Origin of the sequence: Magnetovibrio blakemorei (genome assembly GCF_001746755.1) — a bacterium.
Lineage (GTDB): Bacteria > Pseudomonadota > Alphaproteobacteria > Rhodospirillales > Magnetovibrionaceae > Magnetovibrio > Magnetovibrio blakemorei.
On record NZ_MCGG01000009.1, the window covers coordinates 38,487 to 64,205 of the forward strand.

Consider the following 25,719-nt stretch of genomic DNA (forward strand, 5'->3'; position numbering starts at 1 on the left):
TCCGGGTGCGGCAAGCCATAATCATCTCCATCGAAACCTGCGAGACGAAAGACCTCTTGAACATAGGCGAGGGTTTCTTCCTTGGTGTCGAACTTATTGCCAAGTTGCATCAGCCATTGCGGCGTCGGTTTGCCGTCGATAAATTTGGGCTGATAATAATATCCCCGCCGGGTGCTGTGATAAACTTCACTGGCGCTGTGCACCAGATCGGCAGCGATGTCGCAGCCTGAATTCCCCCCACCGATGACCAATACGCGCTTGTCCACCAGTTGTTGGGCCGATTTATAATCACACGCGTGAAGCACTTGCCCAGAAAAATAACCGGGGTAATCGCCATAGGTGGGCACACGTTGGAGGCCGGTACAAACGACCACCAGCGGATACAGCGCTTCCTGACCGCTTTCCGTCACCAATCGCCATTGATCCCCTTCAGGTGTCAGACTCTTGATCGGTGCATTGAAGATAGCCCGATCATACAGACCATAAGCCTTGGCATAGGAGCGAATATAATCCAGCATCTGCTTATGGCTCGGATAGACCGGATAGTCATCGGGCATGGGGAAGTAAGGCACCTGGGTATTGAACTTGGGTGAAATCAGATGCAAAGATCGATAGGTTCGACCACACGAGGCCTCTGCATTCCAGACCCCGCCAAAATCGGATTCCGCCTCATACACATCGATTTCGAAACCGGCTTCGATAAGCTCACGACCAACACCTATTCCTGTTGGGCCGCCACCGATAATCGCAATTTTCCCCAATGGTTTATTCATTATAAATACTCCGTATTCAAATGGATGGTGTCACATCGTTCCAGTTGCACCAATCGAATATCATCCAGCACCAAACGCACAGTTCCATCCGCTGCATAAAAGGCAACCACTGTTGATGGTTTCTGATCATCATCAAAGCGGTTCCAAATGCGCAACCGATCAATATCGGCAGGCGGGCCATAGGCGACCAAACTCTTAATCGCCAAGGGCGCCATAGCGGGGCTATCACTCTTCGTCTTTTGCCCCATGTGTTGCCAAAACGCCGTCAGCACGCGCGCAATTTCCAAATAATCTGCATCGAACAGAGCGCCTTTCCCCGAACCGTCACCCCCACCCGTCCGCCGTATTCGGGCTGAAAGTTCCGCGCCGTCATGGCGCACATCCAGCAACTCGAGAGAAGAGCCGGACGGTATCACAAAATCACCAGCGATGGTCTCCCCCTTTCCAAAACGATCGGACGAAAGATCGTCGGGACGGAATGTTTTGTCGACTTCGGCTTCGCTCAGCACCTCACCCAAATGATAGGGGCTGACGTCCTCCCCTTCTGCGGCGACCTGATACAAAAGCCCCTCGGCATCTGAAGACATGCGGATATCCAAACTGCGCGCCTTTCCGTTCAAGCGAATGGGTACGCCCCACAGCAAGTGCGCCAATCCACGGACGGACTGGCCGCTCAAACGTTCCACAGCGGTACGGGCCAATTCGGGCAAAAACAATCCCGTCAACAGCCTGTCTCCACCATGGACGCCGCCTTCAAGCGAGGCACTGTTGCTGGGCACCTCAAAGGATTGGCGCGCCAAGAGCCCGTGCTTATTCTCGCCGTCCAACACGATCGGTCGAGTGGCATCCACATGGCCCTGCAAAGGATAAGTGGGGGTTAACCAAAAGCGTTCCTGGGCAAACGGATAACCGGGAATGTGCAGGCGTGTTGCGGACTGGGCATTTGACCAATTCACAGCAATCCCTTTCACCCACAACGCCGCCAGTTTATCGAGTTTATCACGCTGACCTGAGGCCAGCCATTTGGTCGTCAAAAGGTCCATATCCTCATCCGCGCCCTGCCCGGAAGTCTGGAAAGCATCAGGCTGGGAATGATGAACCGTGCCGTCATGCTTGCCAGCCGTCACCGATGCCAAGGTCTTCAACAAGCCCGCGCGGTTTTCATAAACAAAAGCCAAGCGCTGAGAGAAATCGCTGCGCCCGATCTGCAACGTATGGGCCAGCCCGGCCAAATCTAAATCCGCACGTTCGGTGACAAAACGCTCCATCCGCGCTGCATACGCCTGCAATTGATCGGGGGTACGGGCCGACAGGATGAACAACCACGGGCCGGGAGATGATTTCACATCCGACGCATTCGCTGCACCTTCCAAAACCAGATGCGCATTGGTGCCGCTAAAACCAAACGCACTCACCGCGACCCGTCGCGGCCCCTGAGCAGGCTGCGGCCAATCTTGCAGGGACGTGTTCACCGTAAAGGGCGTTGCTGCGAGGTTAATGTTTTCATTGCACTGCTGGAAATGAACCGCAGGCGGCAGTTGTTGTTTTTCAAGCGTCAACATGGCCTTTATGGCCCCCGCCACACCCGCCGCCGCCAGAAGATGGCCGACATTGCTTTTGACCGAACCCAAAACGCAGGGAGACGTTCGCTGTTGGGCGTTGGCAAACGCATCCGTTAGCCCTTCGATTTCGATGGGATCGCCCAAGGGGGTGCCGGTACCATGACATTCCACCAAATCAATGCTGGACGGATCAATGTTGAAGCGACGGTAGACATCTTGCATCAATTGAGTTTGCGCCCGTGGATTGGGAGCGGTAATGCCGTTGGTGCGCCCGTCTTGATTTGCCCCCCACCCGCGGATCACCGCGCGAATGGGATCACCGTCGCGCAGGGCCGCATCCAGACGTTTCAACACCACCACGCCGACGCCTTCGCCCGGCACAAAACCGTCTGCGCGTTGGTCAAAGGTATAGCAGCGGCCCGATTTGGAAAGCATGCCGACCTTGCTGGTATCGACAAACATCTTCGGCCCAATCAACAGACTGACCCCGCCCGCCAATGCCATGTCGCAGCGATCGGCTAACAGGGCATCACAGGCCTCAACAATGCCGACCAAAGAGCTGGAACAAGCCGTATCAATGGACAGGCTGGGACCGTGAAGATCGAGGAAATACGAAATCCGCGCCGCCAAAATAGATCCCGAATTACCGGACAAGGTGTAGGCATTTTGCTCATCGATAAGATCTGCATAGCCGCTTGAACCTGACGACATATACACACCGCAGCGTCCGCCGGAGAGACTAAAGGGATCATAGGCCGCGTCTTCTATGGCATGCCAGGCGTGCTGTAAAAAGAGCCGTTGCTGCGGATCCATCAGTTCCGCCTCACGGGGCGTAATATTGAAAAACTGTGGATCAAAACAATCTGCCTGCTCAATACGCCCCATCCATTTGCAGTAAGAGGTGTCTGGATGGTTGGGATCAGGATGATAAAAACGATCAACGTCCCAACGATCCGCAGGCACCTCTTCAATGCAGTCGCGCCCGCCCTGAATATTGAGCCAAAAGGCATCCAGATCGTTCGCTTGGGGAAAAGCCCCTGACGCACCGATGATCGCGATGGCGTCCGGTGTGGAACGCTCTTCAGAAACCTGAGCCTTGGGCTTCTCATCAACCGCTGGGGTAACGACATTTTCCCGGACCACAGAGACGACTTTCGGCATCACCTCAGCCACATGAGAAACCAGGGCCCCAACCGTTGGGTGAGCATAAACCACCGTTGCCGGTAACGCGGTCCCAAACAAGGTGTTGAGACGCCGTATCCACGTCACCGCCAAAATGGAATCCAGACCTAAGTCGAGGAAGGCCCCATCGTCACGGATTTCCTCTGGACGAATCATCAAGTCTTCCGCCAGGGTCGCAATCAATTGCGCCCGAACGTTTGTCGTGTCAGGGGCTGGTTGCTGGGCCACAATCGGTTCAGACGTTGTAACGCACGGAGCGCAAGACGTCTTGCTTTCAGCCTTTCCGCCATCCGGCAATTGACGGGTCACATGTTTCAGCAAATCTCCCACCGTTGGGTGAGCATAGATGACCGTTGCCGGCAACGCGGTGCCAAACTCGCTGTTCAGGTGTCTAATCCACGTCACCGCCAAAATGGAATCCAAACCCAAATCCAGGAAGCCAGCCTCGTCGCGAATTTCCACCGGATCGATCATCAGGTCTTCCGCCAAAGTCGCAACCAGTCGACCTCGAACGTCTGTATCAAACCCGGACTCTGTTGCTTGATGAGCAGACGGCTGGGCTTGCTCACCTGCAAATTTTTCGGCAATACGGTTGCGCACCCGTTCGTTACCCACGAACGTTTTGGCATGCATCGCCAGTTCCTTGTCCAGAACTTGATCGAGGCGGGAGGCAATCGGTTTAACCGCTTGGGATTTGATGGACTGTAAATGGGCCTTAGATTGCTGTGCCAAGGCGTGTGCCATGGCCAAGGCCTTGGGCAACACCTCAACTGCGGGCAACACCGTCAACGTCGGTCCACGTCCAGCCAGATCGACACCCCGATATTCCTGCGCCGTAAACAAAGCTTCGCGGCCCAGATCGTCACCCAATCGGAACGGGAAAATCAAGGTCGCCCCGGCACCGGGGGTAAATCCGTACCACATGTAATTGCTATGATAGACTCCTTCGGCCGCAAACAGGGCGTGATCTGCGTACATCCCCAGCGACCAGCCAGCCCCAATGGCGTGACCCTGCATAGCGGCAATCACGGGCAGCTCACACGCCAGAGGAAGGCTGTAAATTTTTCGGTCGGTAAATCGGGTGGCACCCGCCTGAAGCAGATTCAAACCGTCCGCCGTACCGCCGCAGGCAAAGTATCCATCGTACCCGGTCAGAACCACCACTTTTGCACGCGGCTCAGTGGCGATGGTCGCAAAGGCTTCTTCAATGCCATCCATATAGGCTGGCGTAAATGTGTTGTGACCAGCTTTTTCGACCATCTGCAACAGCACGACGCCATCGCTGAACAGATCGAGCGTCATCACCGACGTGTTCAATTTGATCCGTACGGGTGCCTCCATCGACGACCAATCGGTTTGTCGATCGTCTGTCACAGAGAACACCTGAGTTCTTTCGCCGTCATCAGTGTTAAACACGGACAGATCATGGCGCATATGACGCTTCAACAGTTCCGCCGCGTCACGCGGAGCTTCGGCGATCCGCGCTGCCATTGTTAAGGCGGTCGCATAGACCCGCCCTACAGGTGCAAACTGAAGACCGCTGTGTTGAGCTTTCAATTCACTGGCTTTCAACGATTTGCCTGAGTGGAACACATCCTCCGCACGGGCTCGACCCATGCGACGGGTATAAATCTCCATGGCATCCGCTTCGGATTTCTCAGCCCTACCGACACCGAGAACAGCGTCCTCAGCCAGGACTAAAAAATCAGCCATCAGGGCCAAGGCCACGCCGGGCCCCGTCGCAGAACCGTCGAGGGCGGCGATCACCGGAAGGCGACACGTCCACGCCACACGGGTGATCTCAGCTTCGATATTTTCAGTCTCACCGCCCTGCCATCCAGTTGAGCCGAAAATTACGACGGCGCGACACCCCTGATCCGCTTCGGCAAGCGCCAACGCTTGGTGTAAATCACGACCACTTTGGCGACCGAAAGGTTTCAACAGCTCCAAGACACAGACCCCGTCGGGACTGTCCGACCTGCGTTTGACGGCTGGCGTTTCAACAGCGTTTTTCATCTGCATGCTGCTCAGCGGCACCAAACGTATACGCGGCGACGATAAGGGATCTGGGATACTGTCAACCCCGTTCGCTGCCCTCAGATCGCAAAGCGTAACTTTTCCAGAACGCGCTTGCACCTCAACACCTATTGGGACGACTGTTGGCTCAGCAAGAGGTGCATCAACCCAGTAACGACCCCGAGCAAACGGATAAGTCGGCAGGGGCAAACGGCGACACATGTCGGCAAACAGGCGTTCAAAAGGAAGACGCACACCTGCCAGATACAGCTCGATCAAGGCCTGCAATGCTGTCTCACGACCCGCACTGTCTGCTTGCTCCAAATCACTCAAACGATCGAGCAACACCGTTCCGGTTTGGATCTGTGCAGCGTTTTCGCGTTCAACTTGGGCATCAATTTCGCGCACATGAACGCCCGTGCAGGTCGGGCTCGCCAACCAATCACGCAACCGCTTCGTCAGCTCAGCCACACTGTCGGCCACCACCGCCAACCGATGATGAAAATGACGCCGTCCCATCAAAAGGGTAAAGGCCAGGTCTTGTGCGTTCAGGTCTGCGTTAACGTCCAAGTGAGCCACAAGGTTCTGCGCTTGACGTTTTAAGCTCTCATCGGAACGGGCCGACAGCACAAACATAAATGGTCCTGGCTGTGCCATCGTCGCAACAGGTTCTGGCGCTTCTTCCACAACCACATGCGCGTTGGTGCCGCTAAACCCAAAGGCATTGATTCCCGCACGACGCCGTCCACCTTTGCGGGCCTCCCAAGACTTGACCTCCGTGTTGACACAGAACAGGTCCTCGGCAAAGGGAATGGCCGGGTTACCACCCGCAAAATGCAACGTGGGCGGCACTTGGCGATGGTGCAAACTCAACAGCACCCGAATCAACCCAGATATTCCAGCCGCGGTGGTGGCGTGGCCGATATTGGATTTGATCGAGCCTAAGTAGCAAGACGGTCCAGATCGTTCAGACGATTGAAAAACCCGTTTTAAGGCCGCGTATTCGATGGGATCGCCCAGGGGCGTTCCGGTGCCGTGGGCCTCGATCATTCCAATGCTGTTTGGATCGATGGCAAACGTATCATGGACCTGATGGATCAGCTGTTCCTGAGAGCGCGCGCTGGGCGCGGTGATGCCGTTGGAAGCACCGTCTTGATTGATCCCACTGCCAAGAATGACGCCGTGAATGGTATCACCGTCGGCCAGGGCTTCGGAGAGTGGGCGCAACAACACCGCCGCCACCGCTTCACCGGGCACGATGCCGTCCGCTCCGGCCCCAAACGCGGCACATCTTCCACTGGGCGAAAGCATCTGCGCTTGATTGGCAGACAGGAAAAAGCGTGGGCTGCTTTGCACAAACACGCCTCCCGCCAAGGCCATTTCCGATTCACCGCTCCACAGACTCTGACACGCCAGATGAACGGCGACCAAAGAACTGGAACACGCCGTGTCCACGGCAATGGCTGGACCTTTTAAATCGAGCCAATACGCAATGCGCGCCGGAATCAACGAGCTGGTATTGCCCCAGAACGCCTGTCCCGGTGTCTTTCCGGAAAACAGGTTTTGGTAGTCCCCATGGCTGCAGCCGACGAACACGCCGCACCGCCGCCCGACCATATCCTCACCCCCGTGCCCGGCATGTTCCAAGGTCTTGTACGCCTCTTCCAAAAAGAGCCGCTGCTGAGGGTCCATATAGGTTGCCTCAACGCCCGAGATGCCGAAAAACACCGGATCAAACAGATCAACACCGTCCATAAAGCTGCCGTGTCGTCCCACGCTCGACATTTCTTCGGCGCTATAAAACGGAGAAAGATCAAAACGTGTCACGGGCTCAACCAAATCCGTCCCGGCCATCAGGTGGGTCCACAAATCGGCCACCGTTTCCGACCCGGCAAATCGTCCACTCATGCCCACGATGGCAATCGGTTCACGCGCGCCATCCGCTTGTTTTGTCGAAGCGGAAGAGAAGCTCGGTGTTGGCGACACTGTAGCTGCAAGCGCTTCGCGGGGCGGAGCCGCCGTTGGCGCAACCTGATTGAGCGCCGCAATCGCGTCTGGATAAGCTTCACGCAGAAAGGCCTCCAGTTGTCGCACATTGGCAAAGTCAAACAAGCGGGTCTGGTCCAACTCGATTCCCAGTTCACGGCGCAATCGATGCACCCACTCCGCACCCAAAATCGAATCAAGTCCAAAATCAGAAAAGGCCCGTTCAACGTCGATGGTGGCGGCCGACATGTTCAAAACTTCAGCCAACTGATCCAACAATCGTGCCCTCAACCCCAAAGTTTTTTCGGGAGCTTTTTCGGGAGCTTTTTGGGATAATGTTTGTTCGACAACGGCCTCTGGTACAAGAAGCACCCGCCCTGTTCCGGGTCGCCGCGCGGCCAAAATCTGCTGGCCCAAAACCGCCTCGGCCGCCGACGTCCCGGCGACCCATTCAAACCCCACGGCCTCAGCAGCCCGTTGCCAGTTTTCCGCCGTCAGGGACGGAGTGCCGGGAATGCGCCGCTGGCCATCGGTGAAACGCCACCAGCCTTTCAACAAGCCAAAGGTCACATGGGTAAACAAGGTCGCTTGGCTGGTCTCATTGAGCAGAAGCAGACCACCGGGGGCCATAACCTCAAAGACCGTCGCCAGAGTATGTTCAATGTCCGCCGTGGCGTGCAGCACGTTGGCGGCGATGACAAGATCATAACTTCCCCGTTCAATCGACTGCTCTGCCAAGGGACGTTCGACATCAAACAGAACCGTGGTCAGATTGGGAATCTGTCCCACGTAATGGCGCTGAGCATGGATCAAAAAGGATTGGGAGACATCGCTATAACAATATTCACCAATAGCGTCAGCGTCGCCCTGAAGGGCGGCAAAAACCGCCTCGCTGGTGCCGCCGGTTCCGGCACCGATTTCAAGAATTCTGAGTTTAATCCCCGGCTCAGTTTGAGACCGGGCATGAACATAGTCCTTTGCCGCTTGGGCCAAGGTCTGGCTGAAACGCGCGGCAACCCGGTTGTCTTTGTACACCGCTTCGACCAATTTCAAGGAACCGTCTGGGAACAAAACATCGGTCGCTTGTTTGTGCCCAGAAAGAATGTCCGGCAGCGCCCGCAACGCCGTTGTGCTCAATAAAAATTGAGCGTGATTTTCGCTGAAGCGTCCGTAAGATTCCCACTCGGCCCAGGCCTCTGTCATGCTTTTACGCGGCGCGCCATACGGTTTCAAAAGGGCGAGCACCGCCTCATGCCAGCGCGTGAGGGCGGGTGCAATCATACCATCCGCGTGCTGTGCCAACACGGCGTTCAAAACAGACGCCAAGTGTCGTTCCAAAGCTTGGTTGCTGTCTTCCAATGCTTGAGAACCCATGGGCTTAGCCAGCTGTGCCACCACGCCGGTAAAGGGATCACGGGCATCGGACGTAGGTAGCCAGAACCGCTGACGCCGGAAGGGATAGGTGGGCAGAGAGAGCGTGCGCGCAGGTTTAGGTCTTGGCAGCGCCGCCCAATCCACATCAACACCCCCGACCCAAAGCTTCACGATGGCCTCCATACGGCCCTGCCGCCACCAACGCACAATGCCCTCACCGACCATGTCGTCGTCAAGCAGTTCGGCGACCGTGTCGCGCTGCGCACGGCCCTGCCCCACATGGAGACCTAGGTAATCCGTATTGCCCTCACGAAGCCAATGCTCCAACCCGTCGATTAAGGATTGGATTGAGTCGACGGCCAATCCCAATCGCCACCCCATCGCGTCGCGACCGACTTGGAGGGTGAAGGCCAGATCGGACAAATTGACCGTGTTGGTGAGTCCGGTCACAGGTGTTGACGGAGAAAGATCGGCCAACAGTTGGTTCGGCGTGCAAGTGCGATCAAGGTGATACTCTGGGCTTTCCACCAACCAGCGTTCCAGAGCAACGATGTGATGAGGCTCCAACCCCAAGGCTTCAAGCGTTTCGTCCAGGTCGATATCTTCAGGTCGCACCGACAGCAACGCCGCCAACTTTTCAACAAGCGCCGAGGCCCGTTCAGAATCGTCAACACGGACAGGCTGCTCCATGTCGCCAGCCGTCAAAAAGGCCAACAGACGTTCCGCCTGCTCACGCAAGGGCTCCGCACCGTCCGCAGACAAAAGAATGGCTTGAAGGCCACCCATATCGGCAGCGTTCACACCGGACGGCATCACCTCTTCAGCATCGGGCCAATCCGAAATGATCAAGTGGGCATTGGTCCCGCCCGCACCAAACGAAGAGAGCCCCGCATAACGGGTGCCATCCACCTGCCAAGGCGCGGCGGCGTGCTGCACCACGAAGGGGGTGACGGAAAAATCGATATTTGGGTTGGCGGGGTTGGCGTGCAGCGTTGGTGCCAGCGTGGCGTGTTTCATCTGCAAAATAATTTTGCTCAAACCCGCGATCCCGGCGGCGGCTTCCAAATGACCAATATTCGATTTGACCGAACCGAGGCTACAAAAGTTTCGTTTGGTCGTATCGGCTGCAAACGCTTGGCTCAGACCTTCAACCTCTATGGGGTCACCCAGTTCGGTGCCGGTACCGTGGGCCTCAACATAGGTGATCTGGGCGGCATCGATGCCCGCTTGGGAAAGAGCGGTGCGAATAACGTCGCGCTGGGAAACCGGACTGGGCACGGTGTAGCCATGACTGCGTCCACCATGGTTGACCGCACTGCCGCGAATGACGGCATGGATCTTGTCGTTATCGGCCAGCGCCCGCGACAGGGGTTTGAGCACAACACACCCGACCCCTTCGCCCGGCACAAAACCATCTGCGCCCGCACCAAAACTTTTGCAGTGCCCCTCGGCGCTGAGCATCCGCGACGCGCTCAAATCAATATAGGTGGACGGGTGCAGATAGAGGTTCACCCCGCCAGCCAAAGCCATGGCATTCGGTGTTGAGCGCAGATAGAGGCACGCCTCATGTATGGCCGTCAGCGAAGAAGAGCACATGGTGTCGACGGAGAGGCTCGGACCGGAAATGTTCAAGGCGTGGGAGACGCGATTGGACATCCCCGCGAACGAGGTCATGGGGCGGATTGAGCCCCCGCCTTCGCCCTTAAACGGACCATGCAGGGCAAAGCCCGTTTTGGTCACCCCGACAAAAACCCCGACTTCCCCACCAGTCGCTGATTTTAAACGGCTGCGGCTGTATCCGGCTTCTTCACAGGCCGCCCAAGCACACATGAGGAAAAGGCGCTCCTGGGGGTCCATGGCGGCGGCCTCGCGGGGAGAGATTTTAAAGAACAGCGGATCAAACTCGGCAAAGCTTTCTAAGAACCCACCCCATTTGGCGTAGCTCATCCCTTGTTCAATCGCTTCGTCGACATCCGCATGGAAAAAACCATCCAAGGGCCAACGTTCAGAAGGCACTTCGCCGATCCGATTTTGGCCCGCGCGCAACACGTCCCAAAACTCAGCCAGATTATCGGCACCTGGATAACGGCCACTGATACCGATCACCGCAATGGGTTCCACGGTCGTGCTCGATTGTGTTTTCGCGCGTGGAGAAACGGCTGATGCAATCGGCCTCATGTGCGAAGGGTTCACGGCCGAAGAGGATTGTGTTAGGCACTTTGTTAAGTTGACCCAATTTCGACATCCCTCCTCTTGCTCGCGTATAAGATACTCAACCACCTCAGCCAAAGTCCGATACTGGAAAAAGATCGTTTTGGGTAACGGACCAAAAATCTTTTCCAACGCTGCGTTGAGACGGGTGATCATCAAAGAATCAATGCCGTAGGTTTCCAATGGCGTTTTCGCTTCGATATGTTCTGGAGAAAGACCCGCGGTGCGGCCAAACGTTTCGCGCATGGCGACCGTGACCGCGTCTTTCAACTGGACCAAGTCGGACGTTACCTGACTAAGGCCCACCGTCTCTTGTCCGGTGGGTCGGAGGTTTGTTGCAAAGCGATCCGCAAAAAACGCTAAGATCCGATCCCGTTCGCCACCCACCACTGCGGCGCGAGAAAGACCCGCGGCCAAAGCATCGTGCAGCGCCGCCAATCCAGCCTCCGTCGAAAGCGGGCGTTGGCCCATTTGTCGATAAAGCCCCGCTTCGACAGCGCTATCCACTCGCATACCGCCGTCACGCCACAATGGCCAGTTAATAGAGATTACGTTTCCGCCTTGCCGTTCGGCAAAGGCATCCAAAAATCCATTGGCCGCCGCATAATCAACTTGTCCCGCATTCCCCAACACCCCAGCCAGGGAAGAGAACAAAACAAAGGCATCCAACGTGACGCCCGCGCAAGCGTGTTGCAGCGCCAAAGCGCCGGCCACTTTGGGGGCAAGAACGCGCGCCAAAGCTTGATCGGGCTTGTTATAGATGTAGGCATCTTGCAAACATCCAGCGCAGTGGATCACGGCATTCAATGCGCCATAATCTTTGACGATGCCTTGAACCAATGCGGTCATAGCCTCTTGGTCGGTGATCTCGACGCAATGATACGCGACACGTGCGCCCAATACCCGCAACCGATCCACAAAGACTTGGCATTCCTCATTCAACGGCGAACGTCCCGTCAAAATAATGACCGCGTTCTTTGCCGTTTGGGCAATATCCAAAGCCACATGGCGACCCAATCCGCCCATACCACCGGCAATCAGCGTCACGCCGCCATCTCGACAATGATGCTTGGCAACGTCCCCAGTGCGTTCGCTCCACACCAAGACTTCACGTTGCCCCAAACGATAGCGAACCCGTTTTTGAACGGACTTTGCCTCTTCCGCCAAAAGCGTCGCCACGACGTCAGGTGACAAGGTGCCTTCAACCAGAACCACCTGCCCCGAAATGGCGGGGTTTTCTTCATGCGCGCTATCGAGCATTGCACCGAGCCCAGCAAACAGTTCGCGCTCATCCGTCATGGGGACAACAAGTTGAACCTTGACCGTGCCGCTGTTGAACGTCGACAAGCGATCACGCAACAAGCCCAGAATCTGTGTCGCTAACACAGTATAACGCTGCGCCAAATCCCCGGCCTTCACCTCAATCGGATACACCTCAGCCCCAAAGCCTGCAGCGACGGCCATCTCGCAACCAATGACGATCCGCCGATCAAATGAACCATCATCTCCACTGGGAAGAGGAGACGCCTGCCAATGGGGAACCAAGCTCACCGTATCAACTTTTCCGTCAGATGTTTTGATACCTTCCCCGCCCTGCCCCGGCACCCAAAAGCGGGTTGAGGCAAAATTGTGCGGCGGCAACGGATTTCGCCGGGGCGGCACTTTGGGTGAATAGGATTCGAGCACGACATGCGCGTTGGTACCGCCAAAACCAAAGCTGCTCACCGCGGCGCGTCGGGGCTGTTCGATGCCTCGCTCAGAGTGTCGGACTGGCCAACTTTCCCGGTCCCGAAGCAAACGAAACGGACTACCAATCAGGTCTATATGGGGGTTGATGTCGCGACAGTGCAGTGTGGGCGGCAACATCTGGCGCTGCATCGCCATAAGCACCTTGATCACCCCGGCCAACCCTGCCGCCGCTTCCAAATGACCGATGTTGGATTTGACCGTGCCAAGACCGATAAAAGCCTGAGCGCCAACCTGACCGTCAAGCAGGGCCGCATAAGCGCGCTTGAGTCCGTTGACCTCCACCGGGTCTCCTAAGTTTGTTCCGGTGCCATGGGCTTCGATATAAGAAATGGTGTGAGGATCTAGGCCCTGCATGGCACGTTGAATCAATTCAGCTTGGGCTTTAACGCTGGGTGCCGTCAGTGATCCGGCCTGTCCGCCGTGATTTTCCGCACCGCCTCGCACCACGCCAATGATCCGGTCTCCGTCGCGCTCGGCATCGCTTAACCGTTTGACCAACAGGACGACAGCCCCCTCGCCGCGCACGTAGCCATCAGCCGTCGCCGAGAAACTTTTGCACCGCCCCTCGGGGCTCAACATTCCGGCGTCATGCGGGCCCTCAAATCCATCGATGGAGAGACACAAATTCACGCCGCCAACGATGGCGGCATCAATCGTCTTGCTGCGAACCGCGTCCACCGCACGCAACAGGGCGACCAGTGAACTGGAGCATGCCGTGTCCAGCGCCAAGCTCGGCCCATGCAGATTCAAGACATGGGAAATCCGGTTGGCGACCATGGCCAATGAATTTCCGGTGGCCACGTATCCGTCCCGCGAGAGCCCCTCAGCGCGCAACAAATCGGCGTAATCCAGAGTGCTGACACCGACATACACTCCGGTCTGCCTCGGCAACTCATCAGCCCGGTATCCAGCATGGTCCAGAGCATGACGAACCGTTTCCAGCATCAAGCGTTGCTGGGGGTCCATCCGTTCGGCCTCAACCGGGGAGATTTTAAAATAGGCTGCATCAAAACGGTCGACGTCCTCTAAGAACCCACCGCGTTTCACAAACGGGGCCGCCTCGATGCGCTGGCGATAGGCATCGCTGTAGCGCGCCAAAGGAAGATCACCGATCAGGTCACGACCATCGAGCAGGCTGTCGATAAAGGCCTCAATATCGTCACAGCCCGGGAAGCGACCGGCCATGCCGATGATCGCGACATCATCGCCCGAGACGGTTTCTTTAAACGGCGCTTCAAAACGTGTCGCTGGCCATGGCTCGGGTTTTTGGGCCTCCCCCATTTGGGAGAGATGGGCGTGCCTTCCGATCAAGTGGGCACTCAAAGCCTGAATATGTTCGCACTCATAAAAGAGCGCCGGAGACAGTTCGATGTTAAACGATGCACTCAGGTCATGGGCATAACGGGTGAGCGTGATGGAGTCGAAACCCAAATCATGGAACAACTCTCGCTGACCGATATCTTGCGGCGCAAATTTCAAAATTTCTGCCGCCACCCGACGCAACTCTGCGATCACGCCTGAGGTTTGATCCGGGACCGTATCCGCCATGGCCTCACGCGTCACAGCCCGTCGGGCTTGAGCGGGGACGGAGATTGACTGGGATTGGCAAACCACTTCGGTCCAGTGACTGACGGGTCTGGCGTCACGGTCCAAATATGTAATTGAAAACCGTCCTGAACCTCTAGGGGCTATCATGACATCGGTGACGTCGGTTAAGGCAAAATCAGCGTCTTGCAGGGACCAAAGAGCATCTTCCGCCCAGCTTGGGTCCACCAACATCAACAGTTGATACGCCGCCGCCAAGGCCGGGGCGGAAAGCTGCAGATTGTTCTTGAAGAAATCTTGCTGCGGGGAATCGTTGCGCAAGGTGCACAGCATGGCGCCATCAGCCAAACGATAGACCTCTGACACCGATTCCATATAGGGACCAAATCCAAAACCTTGGCCCGCGAGAAGGTCATAAAATTCTCTATGATCCAACCGTTGTGTTGCGCCAGTCCGAAGCTTATGAAGATCTATCGGCGCAGCACTTTCGGCGGGACGTATTTCAGCAACCTCCGCTGTGACCCAAGTCCACACTTCACCTGAGGCATTCACCGTTTCCAACACCACCCGAACACCCGGTCCCGCATCCACTTCGACATAAGCGTTCAGCGTTTTTAACGACGACCAAGTCACCGCCCCGTTCACCGTCAGATTATGCAGCGATACATTTTCACCAACTCCGGCAATGCGCGCCAAGGCCGCCACCGTTTCCACAGCCACCAGAGGTGACAACATCTGTTTACGGTCTTTGGTGCAAAGATAGTCCAGCAACTCACCAGTATGTATCTCGGTGGTGTATTTCACCCCCGAAAGGTCCGAAACGTTGCGCCCAATAAAGGGATGCAGCTTGAGTTTTGATCCCAAGGGATGGATCACCGACGGCACGTCCGGCTCATCCGTGTACCAACACCTGATCCGTTCGAACGGATAGGCCGGCAGAGACACGCGCCGCGCACCCCGGCTCCGCTGCAATTGCTCCCAATCGACATCCGCACCTTGACTCCAGACTTCGGCGATGGAGGACAAATGGCGTTGCCCCAGCCAATCCGTCAGACGCTCCGCGCAATCGGGTGGGTCCTGTTCCAAAATGGAGCGGGTATAATAAACGCCGTTCCCCGCAGAAGGTGCCGCGGCAAAGGCGGCCAACTTAGACAAAGCTTCTTCGACACTTTCCACGACCAAAGCCAGTCGGCAGGACAACTCGTTTTTACCCACTTGAAGGGTGTAAGCAACATCGTCCAGATCGTGTCGTGGTCTCGTTTTCAAAAAGGTCTCAAAGCGCTTGATCACTTCGATCAAGCGGCCTTCGTTCATGGCCGAAAAAACCAGAATTTCCGCTGTACCTTCTACGCGACCTGAACGCTGTCGCGTGTCTTGGTATTCTTCAATAATGATGTGCGAGTTCATCCCCCCCGCACCGATCGAAGTCACACCGGCGCGGTGCGGCAAAACCCGTCCGTCCCGGTCACGTTTATGCACCCAGGGTTCGCGCTGGCGCTGAACATAAAAAGGACTGCTCTCAAAAGGAATATCAGGATTCAAAATCTCGGCATGAAGCGAGGGCACCAATTCGTCATGGCGCAACTGCATCAACACCTTGGCCATACCGGCCAGTCCCGACGCGCCCAACAGATGCGCGACATTGCCTTTGACCGTACCAATGGGACACCACTGCACGTCGTCACTGTCTTGGCGGAAGACCTGGGTCAACGCCTTCACTTCGATGGGATCGCCCAGGGCGGTGCCGGAACCGTGACCCTCAACATAATCAATCGCGGATGCGGGAAGATCGGCATCCGCCAGCGCCCGCGCGATGGCCACCGCTTGCTGCTTGGGATTGGGAACCGTAAAGCCGTTTCGAATTCCAGCGTTGCTGGTGCCGCTGCCGGTGATGACCCCATAGATGTGATCGCCATCTTGTTGGGCATCTATCAAAGGCTTCAGCACAAAGGCCCCGACCCCTTCACCCAAAATGGTACCGTCGGCACCCACGCCGTAGCCGCGAATAACGTCGGCGGTCTTGCTGGTGAAATGTTCCTGCGAGGTGGCAATCAGTTTTTGCGGATGCACCAGCAGATTAACACCCCCCGCCAGCGCCATTTTGCAGCGCCCGGCCCGCAGCATATGCACGGCTTCATGAACACAGACAGATGCCGCAGAGCACATGGTGTCTAAAAAGTAAGACGGTCCGGTAAAGCCGTAGTAATACGAAACCATGTTGGGAACGGTTCCGGTATAGCTGCCGCTGGCTTTGGAACCGCGCACCAACATGTTTTGAAAACCGAACAGGTCATACTCGTTGCTCATGGAGCCAACGATGACCGCCACCTCCCCACCATAGCGGGCCTGCATCTGCTCGCGGGAATAACCGGCATCTTCAAAAGCTTCGACAGAGGCCTCCAAAAACAGGCGGACCTCGGGCGACATCAGCTCGGCTTCGGCTTGGGAAATTTGAAAATAACGGGGATCAAATTTATCCACGTCATCCAAGAATGCTCCGGTGCGTACCACCGTCTTGCCCAACACGTCACGTTCCGGATGAAGGATGGCGCTATGGTTCCAGCGAGCCTCTGGATAGGGCTCAAAGCCATCGATACCTTCAGACAGCATTTTCCAAAACGCGTCCTGGTCCGCTGCCTTGGCTACCCGTAACGACAAGCCGACAATAGCGATGTCGTGCAATGAAGCGTGTTTGTCCGAAGCGGTCCCTTGATCCGAGTCCTCACGCACATGAGCTGACGGTGAAGACTGAGCAGGCAACGTCCGCTCATCGGATGAAGTCGAAAGTTCTCCATCACCGTCTTCGAGCAAAATTTGAGCTAATGTTGGTTTGTGCTCTTCCAGCAGATACCCGGCGATGCCCTTTAAATCCACATATTCAAAAAACAAGGTTTTGGAGAGTGGTCCAAAACGCCTTTCCAGTCGGTTGGTTGTCTCAACGATGGAAATTGAATCGAGACCATACGCTTCAAGCTTCTGATTGACCCGTATGCCTTCAGGCTCCATCAATAAAACGTCCGCAAGCACCTCACGCAGATAAGCAATCGCCACTTTGCGCAGGGCCTCATCATCGAAGTTCCCGGCGTCCTCCCCAGCACTTTTGCCCATGTCCTCTTGGGCATCATTGGCGGCGGCAACATTTGCAGCCTCACCATAGGTGCTCAAAAAGTCATGGATGCGGGACTCGTTTCCGTACAAAACCGTATAGCCGCTACCCTGACCAAGGCTCACGATCTGTTCCAGCGCCGCGAGGCCTTGGGCGGTTGGCAAAGGTGTTGTTCCCCAACGTTGCTCAAGCGCTTCAAGGGTTGGAGCATCAACACTCATCCCCCCTTCCGCCCACAGCGGCCATGCGATGGAAACGGTGCGACCATGTCGTTCGCCTTGTTGCACCCGACGGCGGCGTTGCTCGGCAAAAGCATCCAGATAAGCATTGGCCCCGGCATAAACTGCTTGTCCGGGATTGCCAAACGATGCCGCTATGGATGAACACAGGACAAAAAAGTCGAGCTCTATCTCAGCGGTTGCGGCGTCCAGATTAAAACTGCCTGCAACCTTGGGAGCGAACACATCGGCGATGGCACTCTCGGACTGGGTGAGGATGTAACCATCTTGCAAAAGACCCGCCCCATGGATGATCCCCTTCAACGGTCCGACCTCATCCACAATCCAGGTGAGGCACTGTTTGACTGAGTCAACATCCGCAACATCGCAGGCGCGATAATGAACCTTCGCGCCCCGGTCTATCAGCGCCGCAATGGCTTCTTGTCCTTGGGCATTGAGGGCAGAGCTGCGACCGCTCAACACGATCTGCCGAGCCCCTTGGACCAACAGCCAATCCGCAAACAGCAGACCCAGCCCACCGCTTCCCCCGGTTATCCAATAGACATCATCCGGTGAAAGCGACAACGCAACGGCTTGGTCCGCCACAGCACCAAGAGAGACCGGATGGGGTTTTAAAACCCAGCGGGTTGCATTTTCAGCATAGCGAATTTGGGCAAAGCTCTCTCGACTTCGCGATTCCGCCTCAACCATTTTGCCCAGTTGGGTTGCATCCAATCCATCGGCAACGGTGATCACCGCGCCGCCTATTTTTGGATGCTCCAAGGCCGCCGTGCTCAACAAGGCGGCCAGCGGTTCGCGGTAGCACGCTGACAGCGCCTCTGGCACCAGCACCAACACCCGTTGGAAAACTTTGGGGCGCCCCGCCATCACCCCGGCAAGGCGGCGGTGCAGATCGGCAAACCAATCACCAACGAGGGAAGGTTCATCCAACGCCTGAGTGTCGGACAAGTGGATCAACGGACAAGACAGACGCGCACCAACCGCCTGCCCCAAACGTTCATCCACACCTGCTGATATGAGGATTGTTTGGTTGGCCTGTTCTTGTTGAAGGTTTTGCGCAATGGTGCGTTCCTGCCAGGACCGTTCCGCCAGCACCGGAGGATGCGGCTTTGCCCGCGACACGTCGGCTTCTAAGATCCGCAAGGCCAAGTCATCAAAGCTCACACGGACGTTGCCGTCCTTGTCACACAATTTGATGTCTAAGTGTTGGACGCCTGATCCGGCCCGTGTTGCTGCCGTCGCTCGCACCCTCGCCCACATCACCGTTTCACAGGGTCCATGAACGACGATCCGGCGACAGGAAAACGGCACGGCGGCCCCTTTGAGGCCGTCATCCTTGAGCGCCACCCAGGCCTGAATGGCGGCATCCAACATCACCGGATGCAGCGCCATGGTGGGCAGAGTCGCGTGCAGGCGGCGCGGCAATTTCAACCGGGCCAAAACCTCGCCATTCCCGCGCTGCACGCTTGAAAGCGCCTGAAACGCAGGACCGTGACGAACCCCGCTGGCTTGCAAGCGTTCATAACACGTGGCCACCGCCACCTGTTCGGATGTTGCCCCGCGCAAAGTCTCCAACGCCAAGACCTGAGGTTTTTCTTCTGGCTTCAGCCGCAAAACGCCCTGAACGTGGGGCACGGTTTTAGCGTCGGGTCCTGACAAGTTGATGGAAAACTGAAAAGCGTCATCACCTTCCCTATTCACGCCGTCCCTGTTCAGATGTGTGAAGACGCTCACCGGGTGTGGGCCCGCCTGAATGGGGCGAATCCAGACCACCTCTTCAAACACAAGACCATGAGGGGAAGCTGTTTTTTCACCGCTCACATCCAACGCCGCCCGGGCCATTTCCAGACAGGCCACGCCGGGCAGGATTTGATTGCCCCCAACATGGTGGTCAGCCCAAAAGAACTCCGGACCTTTTAAGGTGGTCTGATAACGAAGCCCATCCAAACCGGAAACATTTCGATGCAACAGCGGATGGAGCAGAGGAGCGTTATCCTTTCCGCCCAAGGACTCATCCATCCAGTGCCGATCTCGGGCAAAGGGATACCCCGGCGCAGCGATCCGTTTAAAGGTGTCCCCCGGTTGGTGCAGACCACGCCAATCGACACTCTCTCCCGAGAGCCAAAGCTCTGCCAATTCGGACATTTGGTCGGACATTGGGCTCTGTTCAGCTTTAACAGACGCACCTTGCAAAAAGGCCTCAAGTGCATGGATCAGGTCAGCCAGATTGTCGGCGACAAAAACCGCACGCGCCGCCATCTCTTCACGGCCAATTTGATAGGTATAGGCAAGGTCAAAAAGTGCGGACTCTTCGACTTCACCTGCTTTGATAAATTCGAGCAGAGCGGCCGCGTAAGCTTTGAGCCGTTCATCATTTTTTGCGGACAATGGAATCACGACGGGGCCCGCAGTTGAGACCGATTGCTCGGCGGGAAGCGAATCAAAACCTTCCAACAAGATGTGAGCGTTGCTGCCGCCGAAGCCAAAAGAACTGACGGCGGCGCGGCGCGGGCGTTGGCCCTTCGGCCACGGCGCCTTTTGGTCCTGCACATAAAACGGCGAGCCGGAGAAATCGATCAAGCGATTGAGGTGCTTAAAGCCTGCGTTGGCGGGCAACTGCTGATAATGCAGTGACGCCAGAACTTTGACGATCCCCGCCACACCAGCCGCCCCTTCCAGATGGCCGATGTTGGTCTTGACCGAACCGATGCCACAGGTGTTCGCCGTCGCTTCGCCACCGGCGTCCGCGTATAGTGCGGCAAAGGCTTGTTTCAGTCCGCTGATTTCAATCGGATCGCCCAGCGGCGTGCCCGGTCCGTGGGCTTCGATAAAATCGACACTGTCGGGTAGAATGTTGGCCGCGCGATACACCGACTGAATCAGATCGGACTGAGCCTGAGGGTTGGTCACGGTCAATGAATTGGTCCGGCCACCATGGTTGAGGCCGACACTGCGAATGATCGCTTGCACCCGGTCGCCATCGGCCAGCGCCCGGCTGAGCGGTTTGAGCAACAGCACTGCGCCGCCCTCACCACGCACATAGCCGTCGGCACCGTCGTCAAACGCACGACTTTCGCCCGTTTCGGACAGCATGCCGGCTTTTGAAAAAGCAACAAAATGGTTGGGCGACCAGATCAGATTGACTCCACCCGCCAAGGCCTGTTCACATTCCCCCGCTTGCAGGGCACGCACCGCTTCGTAAACCGACGTCATCGAAGACGCACAGGCGGTGTCGTTGGTGATGCTCGGCCCCTGAAAATCAAAAAAGTGCGAAATCCGGTTGGCGATGATGGAAAACGCAATCCCGGTGGGGGTGTAGGCATCAACGTGCGCCAAGTGTTTTTCCAACAGCTCGGCATAATCCCAGTGGCACACCCCCATGTAGACACCCGTCCGGCTTCCCGCCAGGGTGGAGGCCCGCAAACCGGCATCTTCGATGGCGTGCCAAGCCATCTCCAGAGCAAACCGCTGCTGAGGGTCCATCCAAGAAGCCTCCCGCGGGGAAATCTCAAAAAATGCGGCGTCAAAACAATCCGCATCTTCCAAAAACCCACCCCAGACGCTGCGGGTGTGGTTGCCCTGGGCCGGATTGCCCAACAGAGCCTCGGCGTCCCAACGACGCGGGGACACCCGAGAAATCAACGACTCTCCCGCGTCCAGATGACGCCAAAACTGATCCAGCCGATCCGCTTGGGGCAAACGCAAGCCCACACCGATAATGGCCACAGGTTCCGGGATGATTTTTTCTTCTGTGCTCATCAGGTGCGTCCGTCCCTGGGCAGCATTGAAGTCACGCGCCGCGAAAGCAGAGAGGCCGTCTCATCCAACAGGCGCTGGGCCATAACATCAACGTGGCGCTGACGCCAAGGCTGCAGGTCCGATCCGGCCACCCATTGATTGAATGCCCCCTGGGCCGGGCCGCAATGGATTTGAAAATCCACTTTGTGATCCATGTCCCCGCTCAGCGCCCAACGGGTTGCATCGTTGAAATAGCAGCGAAAGGTTTGGGCCATGCGATATTTGCCCATCCGCTGAATTCGCTCTTTTTCTTCGTCCGACGCGCCGCCTAGAAGTCCCACCAAAATGTCCGCAAAACTGCGTTTGAAATACCGCTCCTGAATCTGTTGGGCGAGTTTGGAGTCTATGGTCTCCAGGCTTTCATGTTGATGATAAAGGTTCACCAGTTTTTCCGCCCGCGAAGGGAAAAACAGCCCCTTTTTCAACACCTGAACCTTTGAACCCAATTCGAACATCGCACCCGACGGCGCGTAGGCCGTATCGTAGACGTTCATCTCCGCCAGCATGTCCTTGACCGCTTCGCTGGTCCCGGCTTCGACGCTGCACTGGTTGATGGACCCGGTGACCAGATAATCTGCACCCAAAACAAACGACGCCGCCGCCGCTTCCGGGGTTCCGATCCCGCCACCGGCACCGACGAAGAGCGGTCCAAAATTGGGGAACCGTTCTTCTGCCGCATCGCGCACTTTTAAAATGGACGGGATCAAGGTGAAGGGCATGCCTTGGTCGGTGTGACCGCCGGAATCCGATTCCGCCGTTACGGCGTCGGCCATAGGCACTTGGCGCAACAGTTCGGCTTCGTCAGATGTAATCTGTCCAGCCAACAACATTTTTTCCAAAAGCCGTTCAGAAGCCGGAGCAAAAAATTGCGCCGCCACATCGGGGCGGGACACCTTTGCGATGATGCGGTTAGCCGCCTGAACACCACGCCCAGAGTGCGACAGCCCTTTGGCCCGATAGCGAACCAGAGCGGGGGTCACTTCCATAAAGGCCGAAGCCTCAATGATCTTGACGGCGTTGCGCAACAGGCAATCGGTCAACGCTTCTTCCAGATGAGGTCGCTGAAGGTGGGAAATAAAGTTGACGCCAAATGGGGCGTCTTTGGACAGCGCAGCCCGAATGCGTTGAATTTCGCTTTCCACCATTTCCATGGAAAGACCGCCAGCGCCCAAGAAGCCGAGCATGCCCGCCCCCGCCATGCGGATCACCAAATCCGCAGACGCTATGCCTTTATACATTGCCCCGGTGACATAGGGGTGGCGTAAACCAAACGCCTCACAAAAGGCCCGAGAGCCCAAATTTTCCACGCCAAACACAACGGATTCAGTTTCCCTTATCGGTGTGGGCATGGACGGCTCTGATACGGCACGGGAAGCTTCCTCTGCGAGCAGATCCTCGGCCTTCAAAGGTCCGGCCTCTGCGAGCGTTCGTTTGACCATCGGCTTCAGAATGGCAGCGCCCTCAGGGCCAATCTCGCAGAAGTCTTCGGGCGCGAGACCCTTTGCCAACAAATAGCGAATGCTGTCGCTCCATCGGACAGGAGACGTGATCTGCTCAACCATCTGCTTACGAATGGTTTCGGGTAAGTGAGGACGGGCGGTCACATTCGAAACGACCGGGATTTCAGGAGAAGCAAACGAAATATCGGCGGCAAATTTACCAAATTCAGCCTTTGCGTCAGCCATGAAGGGTGTATGAAACGCGCCACTGACCGCCAATACCTTGTACAGAGATGCCCCGGCCTGCATAAAAATGGGCTCTGCGGCCTCAACGGCTTCGCGTTTGCCCGACACCACGATTTGCTGAGGGGTATTGTAATTGGCCGCAAAAATGTCCGATAGGCCATGATCTTGAATCAAAGCCTCAACCGTTTCACCGCTCAACCCCAAAACGGCCGCCATCCCCCCACCATGAGCCGACGCCATCAACGCGCCACGCTTTTGGACCAGCCGCAACCCATCCTCAAAGCTCACTACACCAGCGGCAAACAGCGCCACATATTCAGCAACGCTGTGTCCTAACAGATAGTCGGGCCGCCCCGCGCCTTGGTCAATTTTTTTCAGGTAGCTGAGCGCATTGACGACAAAGAGAGCCGGCTGGGTAAACTGGGTCTGGGTCAGCCGCTCCATGGGGCCTTGAAGGCACAACTCACGGATAGAATAGCCCAAAACCCCGTCTGCCTGAGCCGTCAATCCGGGAAACAGGTCAAACAACCCTTCTCCCATTCCCGTCCTCTGGGCCCCCTGCCCGGGAAACATATAGGCTCTCATTACAATCCTTATGAGTTGGGCCGCACAGTAACCGTCGCCGAAGGGAAAAACCACCCACCACAACACATTCAGATGCACTTGTGCCTCGCGCAACATATAATCAATCTAGAATTATATATTATCTTTCAGATAGTTAAAGTCATTTATTGAAGTCACGCCCCATCCCTATAGAGTTGCAGGCGAGATCATGTCTGAACACCAAGGAAAACCATGGATATTGATAGCCCCTCGCTCGCAACCGATCCCATTCCTGAAAATCGGGTGGACGTTTGGTGGCTTGACCTGGCCACGCTTTCAGACGGCCACTGGCCAACTTTGGAAGCCCTTCTTGATGTGGAGGAACGAGAGCGGGCCCAGCGTTTTCATTTTCTCCATGACCGCCACGCCTACATCGCCGCTCACGCCGTCGCCCGCGCCCTTTTGACACGGTGGACGGGCCATGAAGCCTCTTCTTGGCGTTTTACCATCGGGCCATACGGAAAACCGGAGGTCGTCTCCCCGCTCAACCTGCCTAGATTGAGGATCAATCTCTCTCACACTCGAGGCATAGTCGCCGTTGCCCTGACCCAACATCACGACATCGGCGTTGATGTGGAATGGCTAGAACGACAATGCGATATTGACAGCCTCGCCGAACGGGTCTTCACCAGCGAAGAACGCGCGTTGCTGCAAACCACACCGGCAGACAAAAAGCAGGACATCTTCCTCACCCTGTGGACGCTGAAAGAAGCCTACATCAAGGCCATCGGCAAAGGCTTGTCCCAACCTTTGGACGCCTTTCATTTTAGCCTCGAACCGTTGGCTATCCAGTTCAAGACGAACCTGCTCGATGACATTCCAAACGATCCACAGACGTGGGGGTTTCGGCGCGCCAGCCCCACAAACGCTCATCGTCTCGCCTTGGCGGTACGCCACTCCGATCCATCACGACTTGACGTCACGATAGAAGCCGCGCCGTTGGATTGGATTGCCGAACGACTTAAGTAGCCAGAGTTCCTTAATCCCGGCCCTTTAACCTGGGAGAATTTCGCGTAGATAGTGGTGAAGGTCTTTGCCCGAATTCCATTGCTGAGGATACCCCAAAGAAACCTCTTCAAACCGCGTACCATCACGCCAATCGGTGCGCCGCACATGCAAATGCCCGGAAACCACCACGGCGGCATTGAAACGACGATGCCAGTTTTCGGTCTTTTGAGTTCCGCACCAAGGCACAAATCGGGGCACCCGGGGGATGTCGATCAGGTCCCGGCGCAAAGGGAAGTGGTTGATCAGAACTTTTGGCACCTCTGGGTCCAGTTCACAAAGGCGCTGCTCACTCAAACGGCAGCGCTCAGCACACCAAGCCTCCCGCGACGGCCATGGCTCGAGAGAAAGAAGCATCTCGTCTGCGGCCACCGCTCGTTCCTCTCGGGCCCACGCAACGACTTCTTCTGTGGACATGCCGGGTGGCCCAAAGCTGTAATCGTAAAGCAAAAACAAAGGCACAATCTCTATCGGACCAGCCGCCCCAGGCCACACGGGATAAGGATCTTCGGGGGTCAAGACGCCGTGCTGGCGCGCCAACTCGACCAACTTCCGATAACGGGCCTCGCCCGCCAGCACAGGGATATCGGAGCCAATTTCCGGGACGGTCCAAAGTTCGTGGTTTCCAGGCACCCAGATGACCTGCTTGAAGCGACGGACGCTTTCACAAAACGCATGGTCGAGCACACTTATCCGCTCCCCAATATCTCCGGCCAAGATCAACCAGTCATCGGGATAATGCCCCATCGCCATAAAAGCCGACAGGTTGGCTGGGGTGCCCAAATGAAGATCGCTGATTGCCCAAAGTTTCATGATGCGACCTTATCATGAAGCCCACAACCTAACGCAATCGTTTCCGGACGGTTCCCTCACAATCGATTGAGA

General features: G+C 56.5%; 5 protein-coding genes (1 of these 5 cut by a window edge). 1 reads left to right on the forward strand and 4 read right to left on the reverse strand.

Annotated features, from left to right (window positions below; all coding sequences use genetic code 11):
• The 3 genes in view from BEN30_RS02975 to fabD are tightly spaced (each overlapping or abutting the next) and all read right to left on the reverse strand, a layout consistent with a single transcriptional unit that may run on beyond the window.
• On the reverse strand, positions 1-773 hold the 5' portion of the coding sequence (locus BEN30_RS02975; RefSeq protein WP_069956862.1) for a flavin-containing monooxygenase. The gene continues 556 nt to the left of window position 1, outside the view; only the first 773 of its 1,329 coding nucleotides appear in the window; the start codon lies at positions 771-773; the stop codon falls past the left edge of the window.
• Positions 773-21,502, reverse strand: a complete 20,730-nt coding sequence (locus BEN30_RS19075) for an SDR family NAD(P)-dependent oxidoreductase (RefSeq protein ID WP_069956863.1) — start codon at positions 21,500-21,502, stop codon at positions 773-775. The genes BEN30_RS02975 and BEN30_RS19075 overlap by 1 nt, the downstream gene beginning before the upstream one ends.
• The gene (gene fabD / locus BEN30_RS02985; protein WP_069956928.1) at positions 21,502-23,811 is read right to left on the reverse strand and encodes an ACP S-malonyltransferase; all 2,310 of its coding nucleotides are present in this window, start codon (positions 23,809-23,811) and stop codon (positions 21,502-21,504) included. The genes BEN30_RS19075 and fabD overlap by 1 nt, the downstream gene beginning before the upstream one ends.
• Before the next feature lie 210 nt (positions 23,812-24,021).
• Here fabD and BEN30_RS02990 point away from each other — a divergent pair, with 210 nt between their 5' ends.
• Positions 24,022-24,798 carry a 4'-phosphopantetheinyl transferase family protein gene (locus tag BEN30_RS02990; RefSeq protein ID WP_069956864.1) on the forward strand — a complete coding sequence of 259 codons (777 nt, stop codon included), beginning with the start codon at positions 24,022-24,024 and terminating at the stop codon, positions 24,796-24,798.
• Between the two features lie 24 nt (positions 24,799-24,822).
• Here BEN30_RS02990 and BEN30_RS02995 read toward each other — a convergent pair whose 3' ends face one another.
• Positions 24,823-25,647 (reverse strand): metallophosphoesterase family protein, encoded by an 825-nt coding sequence (locus BEN30_RS02995; protein ID WP_069956865.1) that lies wholly within the window; start codon positions 25,645-25,647, stop codon positions 24,823-24,825.
• Positions 25,648-25,719: the final 72 nt, after the last annotated feature.

Coding starts and splice junctions, on each gene's coding strand:
- BEN30_RS02995 (WP_069956865.1), bottom strand. CDS start 25,647: ATGAAACTTTGGGCAATCAGCGATCTTCATTTGGGCACCCCAGCCAAC.
- BEN30_RS19075 (WP_069956863.1), bottom strand. CDS start 21,502: ATGAGCACAGAAGAAAAAATCATCCCGGAACCTGTGGCCATTATCGGT.
- fabD (WP_069956928.1), bottom strand. CDS start 23,811: ATGAGAGCCTATATGTTTCCCGGGCAGGGGGCCCAGAGGACGGGAATG.
- BEN30_RS02990 (WP_069956864.1), top strand. CDS start 24,022: ATGGATATTGATAGCCCCTCGCTCGCAACCGATCCCATTCCTGAAAAT.